This is a genomic window from Mucilaginibacter sp. OK098 (assembly GCF_900142915.1).
Classification (GTDB): Bacteria; Bacteroidota; Bacteroidia; order Sphingobacteriales; family Sphingobacteriaceae; genus Mucilaginibacter.
The window spans coordinates 179,592-195,465 of the sequence record NZ_FRCM01000008.1 but is presented as its reverse complement, the minus strand read 5'-3'; the positions used below and the strand labels follow the sequence as shown (position 1 = coordinate 195,465).

Genomic DNA, 15,874 nt, shown 5'->3' with positions numbered 1-15,874 from the left:
GCTGTTTATAATATGTTTACATTGAAAGCGGTTCTGCGTCCCAATAAACAAAAAAAGACCCGCCTTTCTCAAAGCGGGTCTTTTCAATAAATATCAACTCAATAATTCCGAAATCGAAACGGCGAAGCCTTCTTGAACACCACTGAAAACAAACAACAGTGAAAAAATCCGACTTCCGAAATCAATTACTTTGCTCCCCAAACATTATTCTTTCTGTCAACATCAGGCAATTGCCTGTCAGGATCAACTTCTATTGATTGAATTGCAACTGTTGAAGGATAAATAAATTTCCAAACGCCGCCGCGTTGCCATACGTTTACCGGCAGGTGCAGGATTTCGGTTTTGCCATTGGTTTGGGTGATCTTCAGATCAACCGGCATGGCCATTTTTTCTTTGTTAACCAGGGTAATTAAAGCGCCGTTTGCCGCATTATCTTTTACATAAGTAACCGATTGTATAGCCTGGTCAAGCTTATCAGTGGTAAAGAACCACGGCTTGAAGAACCAGTTCAGGTCCTCGCCTGAAGCATCATTCATGGTGCGGAAAAAATCATACGGCAGCGGGTGTTTAAATGCCCAGTGCTTAATGTACTCGTTAAAGGCATAATCAAAACGATCAGGACCTAATACCACATTACGCAATATATCTAAACCTAACGAGGTTTTATTATAATACTGACCGTAGTCATTCAACCCCATAGCTTCAGGAGCAGCCATCAACGGATCTGTTGCTCTTGCCATAAAGCGGGCAATGCCGTTTGATGGCCTGGCTTTACTGTCAAAATATTCGCCGTTATTAAATTTCTCTGTAGAGTATTGGTTTATAAAGGTGTTAAAGCCTTCATCCATCCACATATATTTACGCTCATTTGAACCAACTATCATAGGGAACCAGTTGTGACCGATCTCGTGCGTTACATCACCCCAAAGTCCGCCTTTTTTCAGATCGCTCAAACAAAAAATAGCGCCCGGATATTCCATACCCAAAGCAACGCCCGATACGTTTACGGCGGAGGTCCATGGATACTCAAAATATTTGCCTGAATAGATCTCGATGCTGTTTTTAAGATATTCGGTAGAACGTCCCCATGAATCATCGCCAGCGCTTTCGGCAGGGTAAGCGCTCATGGCAATGCATTTGCGACCCGACGGCAGGTTAACTTTTGCGCCATCCCAAATAAAAGCGGTTGAGGCTGCCCATGCAATATCGCGGGTGTTCAGCATTTTATAATGCCAGGTTAATGAGCCTTTAAAAGGATGTGTAGCGGCCTGGCCAACTTCCTCGGGCTTAATTATCATAACGGTTTTATCGCTTTTGCGCATCTCTTCCAGCCTTTTTTGCTGGATGTCACTTAAAACCTGCGATGCATTCAGCAAATCGCCTGATCCTACAACAGTCATGTTTGCGGGGGCAGTTATGTAATAATCAAAATCGCCGTATTCGCAATAAAACTCACCTAATCCCATATAAGGCAGGGTGTTCCAGCCTTCCACATCGTCATAAACACACATGCGCGGATACCATTCCGCTATCTCATAAACGTAGCCGTCTTTGAATTTTTTGCGGCCCATCCGGTCGGCACCATAAAATGGAATAGAAAAGCTGTAGTTTACTTTAACCTGGATCTTTTCGCCTTTAGGCCCCATAGGCGTATTTAGCCTGATCTGCATCCGGGCATCAGTAATAACAGGCGTTGTTTTATAGGTCTGCCCTTTATAAGTTATCGATACCGATTCGATATGATAGCCACCACGACTAAAACCTTTAACATCAAACCTGTCGCCGCCGATAGGCGTAGTAGCGCCACCGCGTGAATCTGGTTTAAATAAATTCTGATCAAGCTGCAGCCATAAGTGGTCGAGATTGTCCGGGCTGTTGTTGGTATATGAAATAGTTACTTCGCCGGTTACGGTAGTATCCTGTGGGGTTTCGTTTAACGATGCCTTTATTAAGTAGTCGGCACGGTTTTGCCAGTAGTGTTCGCCGGGCTGTCCGCTTGCCGAGCGGGTGCCATCGCCGGTTACAGGCCAGGTAATAGGTCCGAATACATCCAGGTGATTATATTTTATAGAATCGGTTTGTGCCGATGCTGATCCTGCAACAAGGAGCAAACCAAGTGCACCCAGGTAATTAGTAAGTTTTGTAAAGCGCATTTTTGTATTTTGATAATTTCGGGGCCAAATTAGTTAAATAAATTATGAATTTGATAATTTGTAAGATGGATGATACAGAGGGGGAGAAAGTTGATTAGGTTGATTGAGTGAGTGGTTGATTGAGTTTTCACCTTTGTTGGTGTTGTTTGTTGAAGATTCTGAGCGTGAGCGAAGAATATGTTACTAATTTCTCCCCTTTTGTAAAACTTTTATCAAATCCAATTGATATTAAATTAAGAGCATTTAATATTCGCAATTTAGCAGGCTAATAAAACAGCTATGAATCATCTTGCAAATTCTACTTCGCCATACCTGCTGCAGCATGCCAATAACCCGGTTAACTGGTACCCCTGGGGACCAGAAGCTTTACAAAAAGCCAAAGCCGAAAACAAGCTGATCCTGGTAAGCATTGGTTACTCCGCCTGCCACTGGTGCCATGTAATGGAGCACGAAAGCTTTGAGGATGAAGGCGTGGCCGAAGTAATGAATCAATATTTTGTTTGTATAAAGGTTGACCGCGAAGAACGCCCGGATGTTGACCAGGTTTACATGAGCGCCATCCAACTAATGAGCGGCAGGGGTGGCTGGCCTTTAAATTGCATCTGCCTGCCCGATCAGCGGCCTATTTATGGCGGAACCTATTTCCGTAAAAACGAATGGACAAGCTTGCTGTTTAACCTTGCCGATTTTTATAAACAAAAACCGGAAGAAGCGGAAGACTATGCAACCCGCTTGACAGAAGGCATCCAGCAATATGAATCAGTGCCCTTTGTAAAGGAGCAAAAAGAATATACCAAAGCAGACCTGGAGCCGATCATCAAAAGCTGGAAGGGCTATTTCGATAAAACAGAAGGTGGCATGGGCTCATCGCCAAAGTTTCCGATGCCAAATAACTGGCAGTGTTTAATGCGGTATGCCCATTTAATGAAGGATGAAGAAGTGGTTAAGGCTGTAAAGCTAACTCTCCACAAAATGGCCTTCGGTGGTATCTATGATCATGTTGGCGGTGGTTTTGCGCGATATTCTGTTGATGGCAGGTGGCATGTGCCGCATTTTGAGAAGATGCTTTATGATAATGCACAGTTAATTAGCTTGTATGCAGAGGCATTTGTATGGAATCCTGATCCGCTTTATCAGCAGATAACAAACGAGATCATTGAGTTTTCACAAAGGGAATTAATGTCGCCCGATTATGGCTTTTATTCTGCTCTGGATGCTGACAGCGATGGCAAGGAAGGCAAATTCTATATTTTTACAAAAACCGAAATTGAGGAGATCTTAGAACAGGATGCCGAAATATTCTGCATTTATTATAACATAACCGAAGATGGCAATTGGGAAGAGGAAAGCTCAAACGTATTGTTCCGGAAGGAAAGCGATGATGAGCTGGCTAAAAAATTAGGGTTATCTGTTGACGAGCTTCTTGACAAAATAAAATCATCAAAACAAAAAGTATTTAATGCCCGCAGCTACCGCATAAGGCCGGGATTGGACAATAAGATCCTGGCCTCATGGAACGGCTTAATGCTGAAAGGGCTGTGCAATGCTTACCGGGCATTTAATAAAGCTGAATACCTTGACCTCGCCCTGAAAAATGCCGGCTTCATTTTAAATAACCTGATAAACGATGCTGACAGGTTGTCACGCATCTATAAAGCTGAAGATAAAAACCAGGTTGCTTTTCTTGATGATTACGCCAATATAATTGACGGACTGATTGCTTTATACGAGGTTACCTTTGATGAACAATGGCTAACATTATCCAAAAAGCTAATAGGACAGGCCATAAAACATTATTATGATGCAGAAAAAGGCATTTTCTTTTTTACGGCCGCTGATGACGAACAATTGATAGCCCGTAAATCTGAAATAATGGATGGGGTTATCCCGGCATCAAACTCTGTGATGGCCCGCAACCTTAAAAAACTTGGCCTGTTATTTGACAAGGAGCAATACCAGGAGATTTCGGCGCAATTGTTGCGAAACATTGTACCACACCTTGCAAGGTATGGTTCTTCGTACTCCAACTGGATTATGTTGTTAATGGAAGAGGTGTTCGGCATTTATGAAATTGCAATAACCGGTGAAGATTTTGAGAGCAAACGCCGGGAAATAGAAAATAATTACATCCCAAACAAAATTATGTTGGGTGGTAAAAAAGGAAGTTTACCTTTGCTGCAGAACAGGTTTGGGGCTGTTACACAAATATTTATTTGTAAAGACAAAACCTGCGGACTACCTGCAACAGATGTAAAGAGTGCGTTGACCGGGATTAACTAAACCGGGATTAATGGATTTTAAGGATTAGTAAGGCAGATTTTAATAAATAATAAACGACATAAACACAGTTAACAAACTGGGAAGAATCAGATATAATCCGTTAAATCTGCCGAATCCCTGTCAAATAAGTAATCAATAAAATAACATCATAATAAACCGGAAGTATCTTAATTTAATCCGTTAAATCTGTTAACCCCGGTCAAACCGGAAGTATCCTGATTTAATCCGTTAAATCTGCTGAATCCCGGTCCAAAACACATTTACAATGAAGATTAACCCACAACACGTAGTGTCATTAACTTACGATCTGTATGTTGACCAGGATGGAACTGAAGTATTGCAGGAAAGCGCAACAGAAGAGCAACCGCTTACTTTTTTATATGGCGCAGGACAAATGTTGCCAAGATTTGAAGAAAACTTAAGCGCCCTTTCAACAGGCGATACTTATGATTTTCGTTTAACAGCCGAAGATGCTTATGGTGAATACGATGAAGAAGCCGTAGCAAATTTACCTTTGGATATGTTTAAAGAAAGCGGTGTGCCTGAAATTGGTACTGTTATTCCTTTACAGGATAACAATGGTAACCGTTTCCAGGGAATGGTTGTTTCAATAGCTGAAGACTCGGTTATTGTTGACCTTAACCACCCGATGGCAGGGCAGGAACTTCACTTTAAAGGAAACATCCTTAATGTACGCCCGGCAACCCCCGAAGAATTATCACATGGCCACGCGCATGGCGCCGATGGTCATCACGCACACTAAATAAGAAAGAGAATCAAGAGGTCAGGAATCAAGAGTCAAGAAATAGGAATGAAGAAATACCCATTCTCTTTTTTGTCTTGATTCTTGACTCTTGCTTTCCTGATTCTTTTCTCTTTTTATCTTGATTCCTGGCTCTTGATTTCCTGATTCTCTTCTAAACCTCTCCTGATCGTCGACCCCCTAACTATAAGCTTCGGTTTAATACTGATTATTTTAGGCGTTACTGATGCTTCTGCCTTTTCCATCTCATCAAAATATAAATTGGCAATTGCTTTGCCCATATCAACGCTGAACTGATCGATAGTAGTTATTGACGGACTCGTTATTTCTGTAAAAGCTTCGTTTGAGTAACCGCAGATGCCTAACTGTGAGGGCACTTTTATATGCAGGTCATTAGCTACTTCCAATACCCCCAGGGCCGAAAAATCAGATGTTGAAGCAAATATGGCATCCGGTGCATCGGGGAGGCTTAGCAGTTTTTTTGTTGCTGCTGCGCCTAATTCCTTCGTCCATGCATTTTCCACCACATAGGCATTATTAACCTTAATCTTGAATTTTCTTAGCGCCTTAAGATACCCGCTCTTTCGCTGGCGGAAGATGTTCAGGTTTTGCGGCCCTTCCAGCAATGCTATTTTTTTATACCCCTGCTCAATTAAATGGCAAACAGCCTCAAATGAAGCCTGCTCATTATCATTTATAACCTTTAATGTCTCTAATTCTTCGGCTACACGGTCAAACTGGATCAGTTGGATGCCCTGGTCTATCACATTTTGTAAGTGATCATAGTTATAGCTATCTGCCGAAACCGAGATCACAATACAATCAACATGCTGGTTAATTAAGGTATTAACACACTTTATCTCCTTTTCATGCAATTCATCCGACTGGCAAATGATCAAATTATAATCCTTTTGATAAGTGGAATCCTCAATCCCCGCTATAACATTCGCGAAAAAATTTTGATTAATGCGGGGTACTATCACACCAATAGTTTTGGTTTCACCCTTCCTTAAATTTGATGCCAGCGTATTGCGCTTATAATTAAGTTCGGCGGCTATTTTTAATACTAACTGCCGCGTAGTTTCGTTTACATACCCATTATTGCTAAGGGCTCTTGAAACTGTGGATGCAGTAACATTGAGCTTTTGGGCAATGTCATAAATGGTAACACGTTTCTTTCGGTTCATAAATATTTGTAAAGATGATAAAATATTTTTCTGCAATCGATTGCATATTGAAAAAAAAATTTAAATTCGTTGCGTTAAACAAATTATAAACAATCCAATCTTAGGGTTAATCATTATACATCATGCTATTGTTAGGGATTGATATAGGTACGTCTTCTGTAAAAGTTTCTGTTGTTGATGCCGCATCGCAAAAAGTAATGGCATCGGCCCAATACCCCGATGAGGAATCACCCATTATAGCATTGCAACCCGGCTGGGCCGAGCAATCGCCTGATATGTGGTGGGAGCATACGCAGCATGCTATCGGGCTTTGTAATAAAACTGCTGCCTATAACCCTGCAGATATTGCAGCGATAGGCATTGCCTACCAGATGCATGGTTTGGTTTTGGTTGATAAAGATCAGACTGTTCTGCGTAACAGCATCATCTGGTGCGATAGCCGCGCTGTTGAAATTGGCGATAAAGCCTTTGATGCTATAGGGCATGAGCAATGCCTTTCGCACCTGTTAAACTCACCCGGAAACTTTACAGCATCCAAACTGGCATGGGTAAAAAAGAATGAACCGGAAATTTATAATAAGATAGATAAAGCCATGCTTCCCGGCGATTTTATTGCCATGAAGCTTACAGGCGAGGTCACTACCTCTGTATCTGCCTTATCCGAAGGGGTATTTTTTGATTTCAAAACCAATAGCCTGTCAAAAGATATTGTCAATTATTTTGGCTTTAGTGAGGCTTTATTTCCAGCGGTTAAAGAAGTGTTTTCATCCCACGGAAACCTGCAGTCGTCAGTGGCGCAAAAACTAAATTTAAAACCGGGCATCCCGGTTACCTATAAATCAGGCGATCAGCCCAACAATGCGCTTTCGCTAAATGTATTGAACCCCGGTGAAGTTGCCGCAACTGCAGGAACTTCCGGCGTAATATATGGAGTAACTGATCAATTGGGGTATGATAAACAATCGCGGGTAAACACGTTTGCGCATGTAAACTATACAGAGCAACAAAAGCGCCTGGGTGTACTTCTATGTATAAACGGAGTGGGTAGCATGTACCGCTGGCTTAAGCAAACTTTTGGCGCAACAGAAAGCTACCTGCAATTGAATGCTAAAGCCACTGAAGCGCCTTTAGGCAGCGAAGGCTTGTGTGTATTGCCTTTTGGTAATGGTGCAGAGCGGATGCTGAACAATAAAATAGTTGGCGCTCATTTTCATAATATCGATCTGAACATTCATAACCAGGCTCATGTGATCAGGGCCGTACAGGAGGGTATCGCTTTTTCATTCCGTTACGGATTGGATATAATGCGCGAAAACGGGATGAATCCAACTATTATCCGAGCCGGTAAAAATAACCTGTTTTTAAGCGAATTATTTACCGAAAGCTTTGTAAACATAACCGGCGTACCGGTTGAGCTTTATAAGAATGACGGCAGCGTAGGCGCGGCATTGGGCGCAGGCATAGGCGCGCAGATCTTTTCATCGCCCCAACAGGCATTTGAACACATGCACCCGGTACAATTGGTACAACCATCAACAAAACAACTTGAACCCGCTTACCAGGAATGGAAAGCATTATTGGAGAAACAACTAACAAACTAAATAACCCATCGAAGACTTACGAAGTTTTTAAAACTTCGTAAGTCTGATCTAATCAGTGAAATCAAACAAAAATCAGTGAAATTATGAGCATTATAACAGGCGAAAAAGAATTTTTTAAAGGAATAGGCCAGGTAAAATACGAAGGGCTGCAATCAGATAATCCATTGGCTTTCCGTTGGTACGATGAAAACAGGGTAGTTGCCGGTAAAACGATGAAAGATCATTTACGTTTTGCATGCGCATACTGGCACTCATTCGTCGGAAACGGCGCCGATCCTTTTGGCGAGCCTACGCATGTATTCGCATGGAATGAAAAAACCGACGCAGTTGAACGGGCAAAAGATAAAATGGACGCGGCATTTGAATTTATCACCAAAATGGGGATGACCTATTATTGCTTTCATGATGTTGACGTGGTTGATTATACCAACGATGTGAATGAAAACGATCGCCGTTTACAGGCACTGGTTGATTATGCCAAACAAAAACAAGCAGCAAGCGGTGTGAAATTGCTTTGGGGAACTTCAAACCTGTTTAGCAATCGCAGGTATATGAATGGCGCTGCCACCAATCCTGATTTTCATGTGCTTAGCCATGCTGCAGCACAGGTAAAAGCTGCATTAGATGCTACTATAGCCCTTGGTGGTGAGAATTATGTTTTCTGGGGTGGGAGAGAGGGCTACATGACCTTGCTGAACACTGATATGAAGCGCGAGCAGGAGCATTTTGCAAAGTTTTTGCATACCGCTAAAGATTACGCCCGTAAACAAGGCTTTAAAGGCACTTTCTTTATCGAGCCAAAACCGTGTGAGCCAACCAAGCACCAGTATGATTATGATGCTGCAACGGTACTGGGCTTTTTGCAGAAATATGATCTGCTGAATGATTTTAAGCTGAATTTAGAAGTTAACCACGCCACATTGGCCGGCCATACCTTCCAGCATGAATTGCAGGTAGCTGCTGATTCTGGTTTATTAGGTTCGATAGATGCCAACCGCGGCGACAGCCAGAACGGCTGGGATACCGACCAGTTCCCGAACGATATTAACGAGGTTACCGAAATAATGATGATCATACTGGAAGCAGGCGGTTTCCAGGGCGGGGGTATAAATTTTGACGCCAAGATCCGCCGTAACTCAACCGATCCTGCCGATCTTTTCTATGCGCATATTGGTGGCATGGATGTTTTTGCAAGGGCTTTGATCACTGCTGATAATATTCTCCAAAAATCAGAATACCTGGAGATCAGGAAAGACAGGTACGCCTCTTTTGATACCGGGAAAGGTAAAGAATTTGAAGATGGTAAGCTTTCCCTTGAGGACTTGCGTGCCTATGCAATTGACAATGGCGAACCTAAAACCAGCAGCGGCAGACAAGAATATCTGGAAAATTTGATAAATAGATATTTATAGTTTATAATTGTCAAACCAACATATAACCTAATTGAATTAAATAATGAACCTAAAAACCCTTTCTTACGGCGATTACGCTGTATTTCTTGTCTACTTTGTAATAGTATCCCTTTATGGCTGGTGGGTCTACAAGCGTAAAAACAAAAGTGATGGTACTTCAAAAGGCTATTTTTTAGCCGAAGGTTCGTTAACATGGTGGGCGATAGGCGCATCATTGATCGCCTCAAATATCTCGGCCGAGCAGATGGTGGGGATGAGCGGTTCAGGCTTTAAGATGGGGTTGGCTATTAGTACTTATGAGTGGATGGCTGCCGCTACATTGGTTATTGTAGCTGTTTTTTTTATCCCTGTTTACCTTAAAAACAAAATAGCCACCATGCCGCAGTTTCTTCATCAGCGGTATAACGGCACTGTAGCCATGATCATGGCTATATTCTGGCTAATGTTATACATCGTTGTGAACCTTATGTCGATCCTTTATTTAGGCGGGGTAGCAATAGCAGGTATTTCCGGGTTAGACCTTAAATTGGTGATCGGGTTATTAGCCATTTTTTCAATAGTTATCACACTGGGAGGCATGAAGGTTATTGGCTATACCGATGTTATACAAGTGTTTTTCCTTGTATTGGGAGGACTGGCAGCTACTTATATCGCGCTTCATTTGATAAGCGAAAAATCAGGTACAACTGGTTTGTGGAATGGTTTTAAGTTACTGCGTGCAGATGCCAGTGATCACTTCCAAATGATATTTAAGAAGGACAATGGAAATTATCTCGATTTGCCGGGCCTTTCGGTACTTATTGGCGGTATGTGGATCACCAATTTAAATTATTGGGGTTGTAATCAATACATAACACAACGAGCGCTTGGCGCCGATCTTAAAACAGCCCGGGCAGGTATTCTTTTCGCAGCCTTCCTGAAGTTGCTTATGCCGGTGATCGTGGTATTGCCGGGGATAGCGGCTTATGTGCTTTATCAGAAGGGGATGTTTCACCAGGAAATGTTAAGTTCAAAAGGCGTCTTAGATGTTAACAAAGCTTATCCATCCATTCTTAATTTGCTGCCGAACTACCTGAAAGGGCTTTCATTTGCAGCGCTAACAGCGGCTATTGTGGCATCGTTAGCAGGTAAAGCAAATAGTATAGCTACTATATTTACATTGGATATATACAAAAAGGCGATAAATAAACAAGCCTCGGAGAAGAACCTGGTTAACACAGGTAAAGTAGCTGTAGTGGTTGCAATGGTATTAGGTGTGCTGCTATCTTTTGTGATTGGAGATATGCTGATGGGTGAAGGAAAACAGGGCTTCCAGTATATACAGGAGTACACAGGCTTTGTTTCGCCAGGTATATTTGCCATGTTCATTTTAGGTTTCTTCTGGAAAAAGGCAACTTCAAACGCTGCATTGTTTGCAACCATTGGTGGCTTAGGGTTCGCTATAGTGTTTAAGTTTTTGCCCTACTGGACTAATCTTTCCTTCTTGCAGCCATTTGGCTTTTCAAAACTGAATGGCGATGGCGTATTTGAAATTCCTTTTTTAGATAGGATGGGCTTTGTTTTTATAATATGTATCGTAGGTATGTATATCATATCAATGATTGAAAATGCTAAAGGCTTACGTCCAAACGGTTTAGAAGTAGATGTGAAGATGTTTAAAACAGACAGAGGCTTTGCAATTGGAGCTATAGTAATCGCTGTTATTCTTACGTTTTTATACACGATGTTCTGGTAACTGGGAACTGTTCAAAAATAGAAAAAACCGTCTCATAGCTAATATGAGGCGGTTTTTAGTTTTAGTGGGTTTGCGTGTGAGGCTTAAATGCAATCCTGTTTGGCTTTTTCTTTTAGGCCTTGGGTTAAGAGAAATTATCCTGAAAACAAGAGAAGCTGTCCCTTTTGCGACAGCTTCCCTTACTAATAAATATAAGATAGTGTTGATTATTTTAACGCTATCTGGCGGCTCACGGTCTTCGCTTCCTCTTTTTTAGCCACATCTATCTTCAGAATGCCATCCGTATAAGCGGCTTCGATGTTGCTCTGGTCTGCCAGTTCAGGCAGAGTGAACGAACGAACGAAAGAGCTGTAGCTGTATTCGCGTTTATTGTACTTGCGGTCGTTGTTCTCCACTTGCTGTTCCACCGAAATATTCAATTGGTTGTTATCTACACTGATCTTAAAGTCCTGCTTTTTCAAGCCGGGTGCAGCCAGTTCGATATGGAAATGATCCGGCGATTCGCTGATGTTGACTGCGGGCACACGGGTCACCATACGGTCATTAAAGAAAGTGTCATTAAAAATGGATTCAAAAACGTCACTAAAGCCTGGCAATAATGCGTTGTTCTTGTTGTTGTTAAATTTAACCAATGTCATGGTCTTTTCTCCTTTAAAATGTTTCTAAAAAATAAATGAACAATCAATTATTAAACCTTGGATCTTTATCCGGTTAAGTTTTTACAAGCCATATGCCAAATTTTAATAGCCATGCAATAGCAGGTAGACAAATGAAAAATTGACAGACCACAAATGAAAATTTTTCAGTCCCGGTGTCAATTTTTCAGCGGCTCAATTTGTTCTCCAATGCCAGGTTCTTAAAGATATCCTTCGTGATAATACGGCTGTTAACAGCGATATCATCGATGGTGCAATGCAAAATCTGAATAGGTAACGGAATGCCATTTGTCATTTCAGTGAAGTCCATATGCAAAATTGATTTTTCCGATACCTCATCGGTTCCCTTTAATTGGCTGAAGATAGCCTTTGCCTTTTCCCTGTTACTACCCAGGTAAAAAGTGCCATAAGTTTCAAAACCATCAGGAGTTTTGATGTGCAGGTCAATGTAATAAATAGTTTCCATGTGGTACATTGTATTTTAAAAAAGCGTACAAACGTCGTTCCAATGACGCTTGAAAAGAAAAAGACCGGAATAAGGCATTAGATATTGTAAGCGAATTTTATTAGCACGATTTTTTGTAAAGACAGGCCGCAGATAGTAAAATCTTCTTCATTTTTTAATTATGTAGTAAAAGATAATCTTATTTTTATAGCAAATAATTATAAACAATGTTCAGCAATTTAGAACAAACCTTTCGTTGGTACGGCCCTACAGATCCCGTTACGCTAACAACCATAAGTCAAACAGGCGCAACTGGAGTGGTAAATGCACTTCACCAAATCCCAAGTGGTGAAGTATGGAGTTTAGACGAGATAGAAACGCGCAAAAATATTATCCAGGCTGCCGGCCTCACCTGGTCGGTTGTGGAGAGTGTAAACATCCATGAAAGCATAAAAACAGGCGCCATACAGCGTGATGAATATATTGAAAAATATATAGCCACGCTTAAAAACCTGTATAAAGCAAACATTAAAACCGTTTGCTATAACTTTATGCCGGTGCTGGACTGGACCCGCACCGATATTGATTACCGCCTGCCCAACGGTGCATCGGCTTTACGCTTTCATGCCCCTGCCCTGGCTGCGTTTGATCTTTATATCCTTGAGCGTGAAGCTGCATTTGGTGAATTTAATGACGATCAGCAAAAAGCGGCAAAAAACTATTTGGATAGTATTGATAACGATGCTAAAAAAGCATTGGTTAAAAATGTTATGGCCGGTTTGCCAGGCACTGATAAAGTTTTAACAATTGATGAATTTAAAGGCCATCTTGAAAAATATAAGGATGTTGATGCAACGACGTTAAAACAAAACCTGGCTTATTTTCTGCAGGCAATTATCCCCGAAGCAGAGCAACTTGGCATAAAAATGTGCATCCATCCGGATGACCCGCCGTTCCCGATATTTGGGTTGCCGCGTGTTATATCAACAGAAGCTGACCTGGAGTTTGTTGTAAATGCTGCTCCATCTGATAGTAATGGCCTCACTTTTTGTACGGGCTCGTTAGGTGCAAGGGAAGATAACGACCTGCCGGGGATAGTTGACCGCTTAGGTAAACATATCCATTTTCTGCACCTGCGTAACGTACAGCGTGAAGCCGATGGCAGCTTTTACGAAGCCAACCATTTAGGTGGAAGCTCGGATATGTATGCCGTTATGAAAAGCGTGATCCTGGAACAAAAACGGCGTTCAGAAAGCGGGAGAGAAGATGTAGCCATCCCTATGCGCCCCGATCATGGGCATAAGCTGCTGGATGATTTTAATTATAACACCTTCCCGGGATATTCGGCAATTGGCAGGTTAAAAGGCCTGGCAGAGTTACGTGGATTGGAAATGGGGATAAAAAGGAGTTTATAAAACCAGGTACAGACGCTCCGGTTTGCCGGGGCGCCTGTACAATTTAGGGGCGAAGTAATGCGCCCGCATCAAACGCCCCGCCAACTGGTATCACATTTTTTTCTATATGCAGCTGGTGCCTTTCAATCCTGTCCACTTTATTTTTATTAACAATGTAGGAGCGGTGTACCCTTGCAAAAATATCAGCAGGTAATAATGAAACCACTTCTGCAATGGTAAGCCTCGACATTATCCTGCGCCCATCGCTCATTATAAAACTCATATAATTGCCTGCTCCTTCCAGGTATAGCAGATCATTAAATACTATTTTTATTTGCTCATAACCCGCTTTAATAAAAATGCTGTCGGCCACATGTGTATTTTTCTGTTTGAGTAATAACTGCTCATGCGCTTTGTTGCAGGCTTTCAGGAAACGTGTAAACGCAAAAGGTTTTAATAAATAGTCAATAGCATTTAATTCATAGCTGGTTACCGCGTGTTCGGAATATGCGGTGGTGAAAATTACCAGGGGTTTTTGCTGAAGGCTTTCCATCAGCTCAATTCCTGATATATCAGGCATCTTAATATCCAGGAAAATCAGGTCAACCGGTTCTTTTGCTAAATAATCAATGGCCTCAAAAGCATCGGTAAAATAGGCTGCAACCTGCATAAAAGGCACCTTGGCAGCCAGCGAACGGATCACCTCGAGCGCAAATGGTTCATCATCAATAGCAATAGCTTTTATCATTAAAGGTATTTTTCTAATTCTGTATAAAGTACTGCGCCGTCGCTGGGTTGTTTGGTATCGGCCTGTACCAGCTTGCCGGTTTTGTCGAAAATAAAGTAGCTTGGATATAGCCGTTCCTTTTTACCAGGCAGCAACTCTTCCCAAAACTGTTGGATCTCCGGGTTGTTTTTCCTTAAATGAATGCCGGTTAAGCCATTTATCTTTATAAATTTTCGCCATTCAGCATCCTTGCTGTTTTCATCCATATCCAGGTAAACAAACACAATGTCCTTATCTTTAAAGTGTTGCTTTAATTGCGGATTATAGCTTAACTCTTTTTTACAAGGCCCGCACCATGTTCCCCAAACATCTAAATATATTACTTTTCCCTTAAAAGAATTTACTACTTCATATATTGAATTTACCTTATCGTAGCCGTCAAAAACATGGATGTCCTTATTGCTTTCATTTTGTTTGTAAAGCACTTCAAGCTTATTAACCTTATCCTGCAAAAGATCCAGGTTCGGGCTGTTAGGGAAATTGAGTATGAAATCATGCATAAGTGGCTTCACGCGGCTAAAATCCTTATCCCGACATTCCTTCCAGATGCTTTGGGCAAGATATTGTTCAGCAACATTTTTTGTAAAGTATTGCCTAATTAGAAACCAATGGATATAGCTGTTACCGTATTGTTTAACCAGCGTCATTGCGCTGTCAAGGCTTATATGATAAGTATTTAAAAAAGGTGCTTTACTGCGTTCATCATCCGGCCCGTAATCTGCAAATATTTTACTATCCAGGTAGTTAATATAGTCCCCGGCATAGTAATAATACCATGGGCCTGCCGGAAAGATCTCCGGATCGGGTTTTAAGTTATCGTAAATAGCCCAGCTAAATTCGTTAACTAATTTCTTGTTCGTATATATCACTCCGTGTGCAAAATAACTCAGCTCACCATAAGCCTGGTAAGTAATTTCGGCTGCAATTAACTTTTTATCATGTACTGATAATTTTGACGCCCATACCCGTTCAATGTTTTCATCCCTGATTTTAAACCATGGCTTTACCAGTTTTTCCTGCAATTCAGGAGCCGATAATTGTGCATAAGGATTGTTTTTATAATCACCCTGCAAAAAAAACGGGATGCCATTCAAATCTGCACGGTAAAGTATCTTATTTTCTTCGGCGGCGTTACCGTCAAAACTTGTGATCATCCCTGTTGAGTCCATAAGTATCGAAAGTGATTTACCTTCACTTAATAGTAGCGTGCTCATTTTGTTTTTGTAACGCAGGGTGGCAAACTTTTGCGATTTTACTGGGACTGTGAAATTAAAATTACCCGTCCCATCAATAGGGATCTTTATATCATTCTCGCTGTAATAGCCATATACAAAGGGTATGTTTAATACGAGGGAGTCGGGCCGTTTATGATTTTGAACCCTTCCGCTTATTTTAAACTGGGCAAAGCTGTTTAAGGTCGTTAATAAAATAACGGCAAGCATAAGTGTAATATTTTTCATG

12 protein-coding genes are annotated in these 15,874 nt (G+C 41.5%); 6 read left to right on the top strand and 6 right to left on the bottom strand.

Annotated elements, in window-relative coordinates; translation table 11 throughout:
- Positions 1 to 185: 185 nt before the first annotated feature.
- On the bottom strand, positions 186 to 2,153 hold the full coding sequence (locus BUE31_RS25210; RefSeq protein ID WP_073406637.1) for a M1 family metallopeptidase: 1,968 nt from the start codon (positions 2,151 to 2,153) through the stop codon (positions 186 to 188).
- A gap of 279 nt (positions 2,154 to 2,432) precedes the next feature.
- Here BUE31_RS25210 and BUE31_RS25205 point away from each other — a divergent pair, with 279 nt between their 5' ends.
- Both BUE31_RS25205 and BUE31_RS25200 read left to right on the top strand, forming a co-directional pair.
- Positions 2,433 to 4,433, top strand: a complete 2,001-nt coding sequence (locus tag BUE31_RS25205) for a thioredoxin domain-containing protein (protein WP_073406636.1) — start codon at positions 2,433 to 2,435, stop codon at positions 4,431 to 4,433.
- 265 nt (positions 4,434 to 4,698) lie between these two features.
- Positions 4,699 to 5,196 (top strand): FKBP-type peptidyl-prolyl cis-trans isomerase, encoded by a 498-nt coding sequence (locus BUE31_RS25200; RefSeq protein ID WP_073406635.1) that lies wholly within the window; start codon positions 4,699 to 4,701, stop codon positions 5,194 to 5,196.
- A gap of 116 nt (positions 5,197 to 5,312) precedes the next feature.
- On the opposite strand, the gene BUE31_RS25195 is transcribed toward BUE31_RS25200, so the two are convergent.
- Positions 5,313 to 6,383: a LacI family DNA-binding transcriptional regulator gene (locus BUE31_RS25195; RefSeq protein ID WP_073406634.1), complete on the bottom strand. Its 1,071-nt coding sequence runs from the start codon at positions 6,381 to 6,383 to the stop codon at positions 5,313 to 5,315.
- A gap of 122 nt (positions 6,384 to 6,505) precedes the next feature.
- On the opposite strand from BUE31_RS25195, the gene BUE31_RS25190 reads away from it, so the two are divergent.
- The 3 genes from BUE31_RS25190 to BUE31_RS25180 all read left to right on the top strand — a co-directional run bounded on the left by BUE31_RS25190 (position 6,506) and on the right by BUE31_RS25180 (position 11,131).
- Positions 6,506 to 7,984 carry a xylulokinase gene (locus BUE31_RS25190; protein ID WP_073406633.1) on the top strand — a complete coding sequence of 493 codons (1,479 nt, stop codon included), beginning with the start codon at positions 6,506 to 6,508 and terminating at the stop codon, positions 7,982 to 7,984.
- 83 nt (positions 7,985 to 8,067) lie between these two features.
- Positions 8,068 to 9,396: a xylose isomerase gene (gene xylA, locus BUE31_RS25185; RefSeq protein ID WP_073406632.1), complete on the top strand. Its 1,329-nt coding sequence runs from the start codon at positions 8,068 to 8,070 to the stop codon at positions 9,394 to 9,396.
- Positions 9,397 to 9,439: 43 nt separating this feature from the next.
- A complete protein-coding gene (locus BUE31_RS25180) occupies positions 9,440 to 11,131 on the top strand; it encodes a sodium:solute symporter family transporter (RefSeq protein WP_073406631.1) in 1,692 nt (563 codons plus the stop codon).
- A gap of 206 nt (positions 11,132 to 11,337) precedes the next feature.
- Here BUE31_RS25180 and BUE31_RS25175 read toward each other — a convergent pair whose 3' ends face one another.
- Entirely contained in the window at positions 11,338 to 11,769 is a 432-nt protein-coding gene (locus BUE31_RS25175) for an Hsp20/alpha crystallin family protein (protein ID WP_073406630.1), read from the bottom strand.
- 184 nt (positions 11,770 to 11,953) lie between these two features.
- A complete protein-coding gene (locus BUE31_RS25170; RefSeq protein ID WP_143167255.1) occupies positions 11,954 to 12,253 on the bottom strand; it encodes a hypothetical protein in 300 nt (99 codons plus the stop codon).
- A gap of 206 nt (positions 12,254 to 12,459) precedes the next feature.
- Between BUE31_RS25170 and uxuA the strand changes: the two genes are divergently transcribed.
- On the top strand, positions 12,460 to 13,647 hold the full coding sequence (gene uxuA, locus BUE31_RS25165; RefSeq protein WP_073406628.1) for a mannonate dehydratase: 1,188 nt from the start codon (positions 12,460 to 12,462) through the stop codon (positions 13,645 to 13,647).
- A gap of 43 nt (positions 13,648 to 13,690) precedes the next feature.
- On the opposite strand, the gene BUE31_RS25160 is transcribed toward uxuA, so the two are convergent.
- Positions 13,691 to 14,374 carry a LytR/AlgR family response regulator transcription factor gene (locus BUE31_RS25160; protein ID WP_200801986.1) on the bottom strand — a complete coding sequence of 228 codons (684 nt, stop codon included), beginning with the start codon at positions 14,372 to 14,374 and terminating at the stop codon, positions 13,691 to 13,693.
- Complete coding sequence (locus tag BUE31_RS25155; RefSeq protein ID WP_073406627.1) at positions 14,374 to 15,873, bottom strand: TlpA family protein disulfide reductase; 1,500 nt, start codon at positions 15,871 to 15,873, stop codon at positions 14,374 to 14,376. Before BUE31_RS25155 ends, BUE31_RS25160 begins: the two co-directional genes overlap by 1 nt.
- Between the last annotated feature and the right edge of the window lies 1 nt (position 15,874).

Bases quoted from the DNA above. Each gene is read 5' to 3' on its own strand.
- BUE31_RS25175 (WP_073406630.1), bottom strand. From the start codon at position 11,769: ATGACATTGGTTAAATTTAACAACAACAAGAACAACGCATTATTGCCA.
- BUE31_RS25190 (WP_073406633.1), top strand. From the start codon at position 6,506: ATGCTATTGTTAGGGATTGATATAGGTACGTCTTCTGTAAAAGTTTCT.
- BUE31_RS25170 (WP_143167255.1), bottom strand. From the start codon at position 12,253: ATGGAAACTATTTATTACATTGACCTGCACATCAAAACTCCTGATGGT.
- BUE31_RS25205 (WP_073406636.1), top strand. From the start codon at position 2,433: ATGAATCATCTTGCAAATTCTACTTCGCCATACCTGCTGCAGCATGCC.
- BUE31_RS25160 (WP_200801986.1), bottom strand. From the start codon at position 14,374: ATGATAAAAGCTATTGCTATTGATGATGAACCATTTGCGCTCGAGGTG.
- xylA (WP_073406632.1), top strand. From the start codon at position 8,068: ATGAGCATTATAACAGGCGAAAAAGAATTTTTTAAAGGAATAGGCCAG.
- BUE31_RS25180 (WP_073406631.1), top strand. From the start codon at position 9,440: ATGAACCTAAAAACCCTTTCTTACGGCGATTACGCTGTATTTCTTGTC.
- BUE31_RS25195 (WP_073406634.1), bottom strand. From the start codon at position 6,383: ATGAACCGAAAGAAACGTGTTACCATTTATGACATTGCCCAAAAGCTC.
- BUE31_RS25155 (WP_073406627.1), bottom strand. From the start codon at position 15,873: ATGAAAAATATTACACTTATGCTTGCCGTTATTTTATTAACGACCTTA.
- BUE31_RS25210 (WP_073406637.1), bottom strand. From the start codon at position 2,153: ATGCGCTTTACAAAACTTACTAATTACCTGGGTGCACTTGGTTTGCTC.
- uxuA (WP_073406628.1), top strand. From the start codon at position 12,460: ATGTTCAGCAATTTAGAACAAACCTTTCGTTGGTACGGCCCTACAGAT.
- BUE31_RS25200 (WP_073406635.1), top strand. From the start codon at position 4,699: ATGAAGATTAACCCACAACACGTAGTGTCATTAACTTACGATCTGTAT.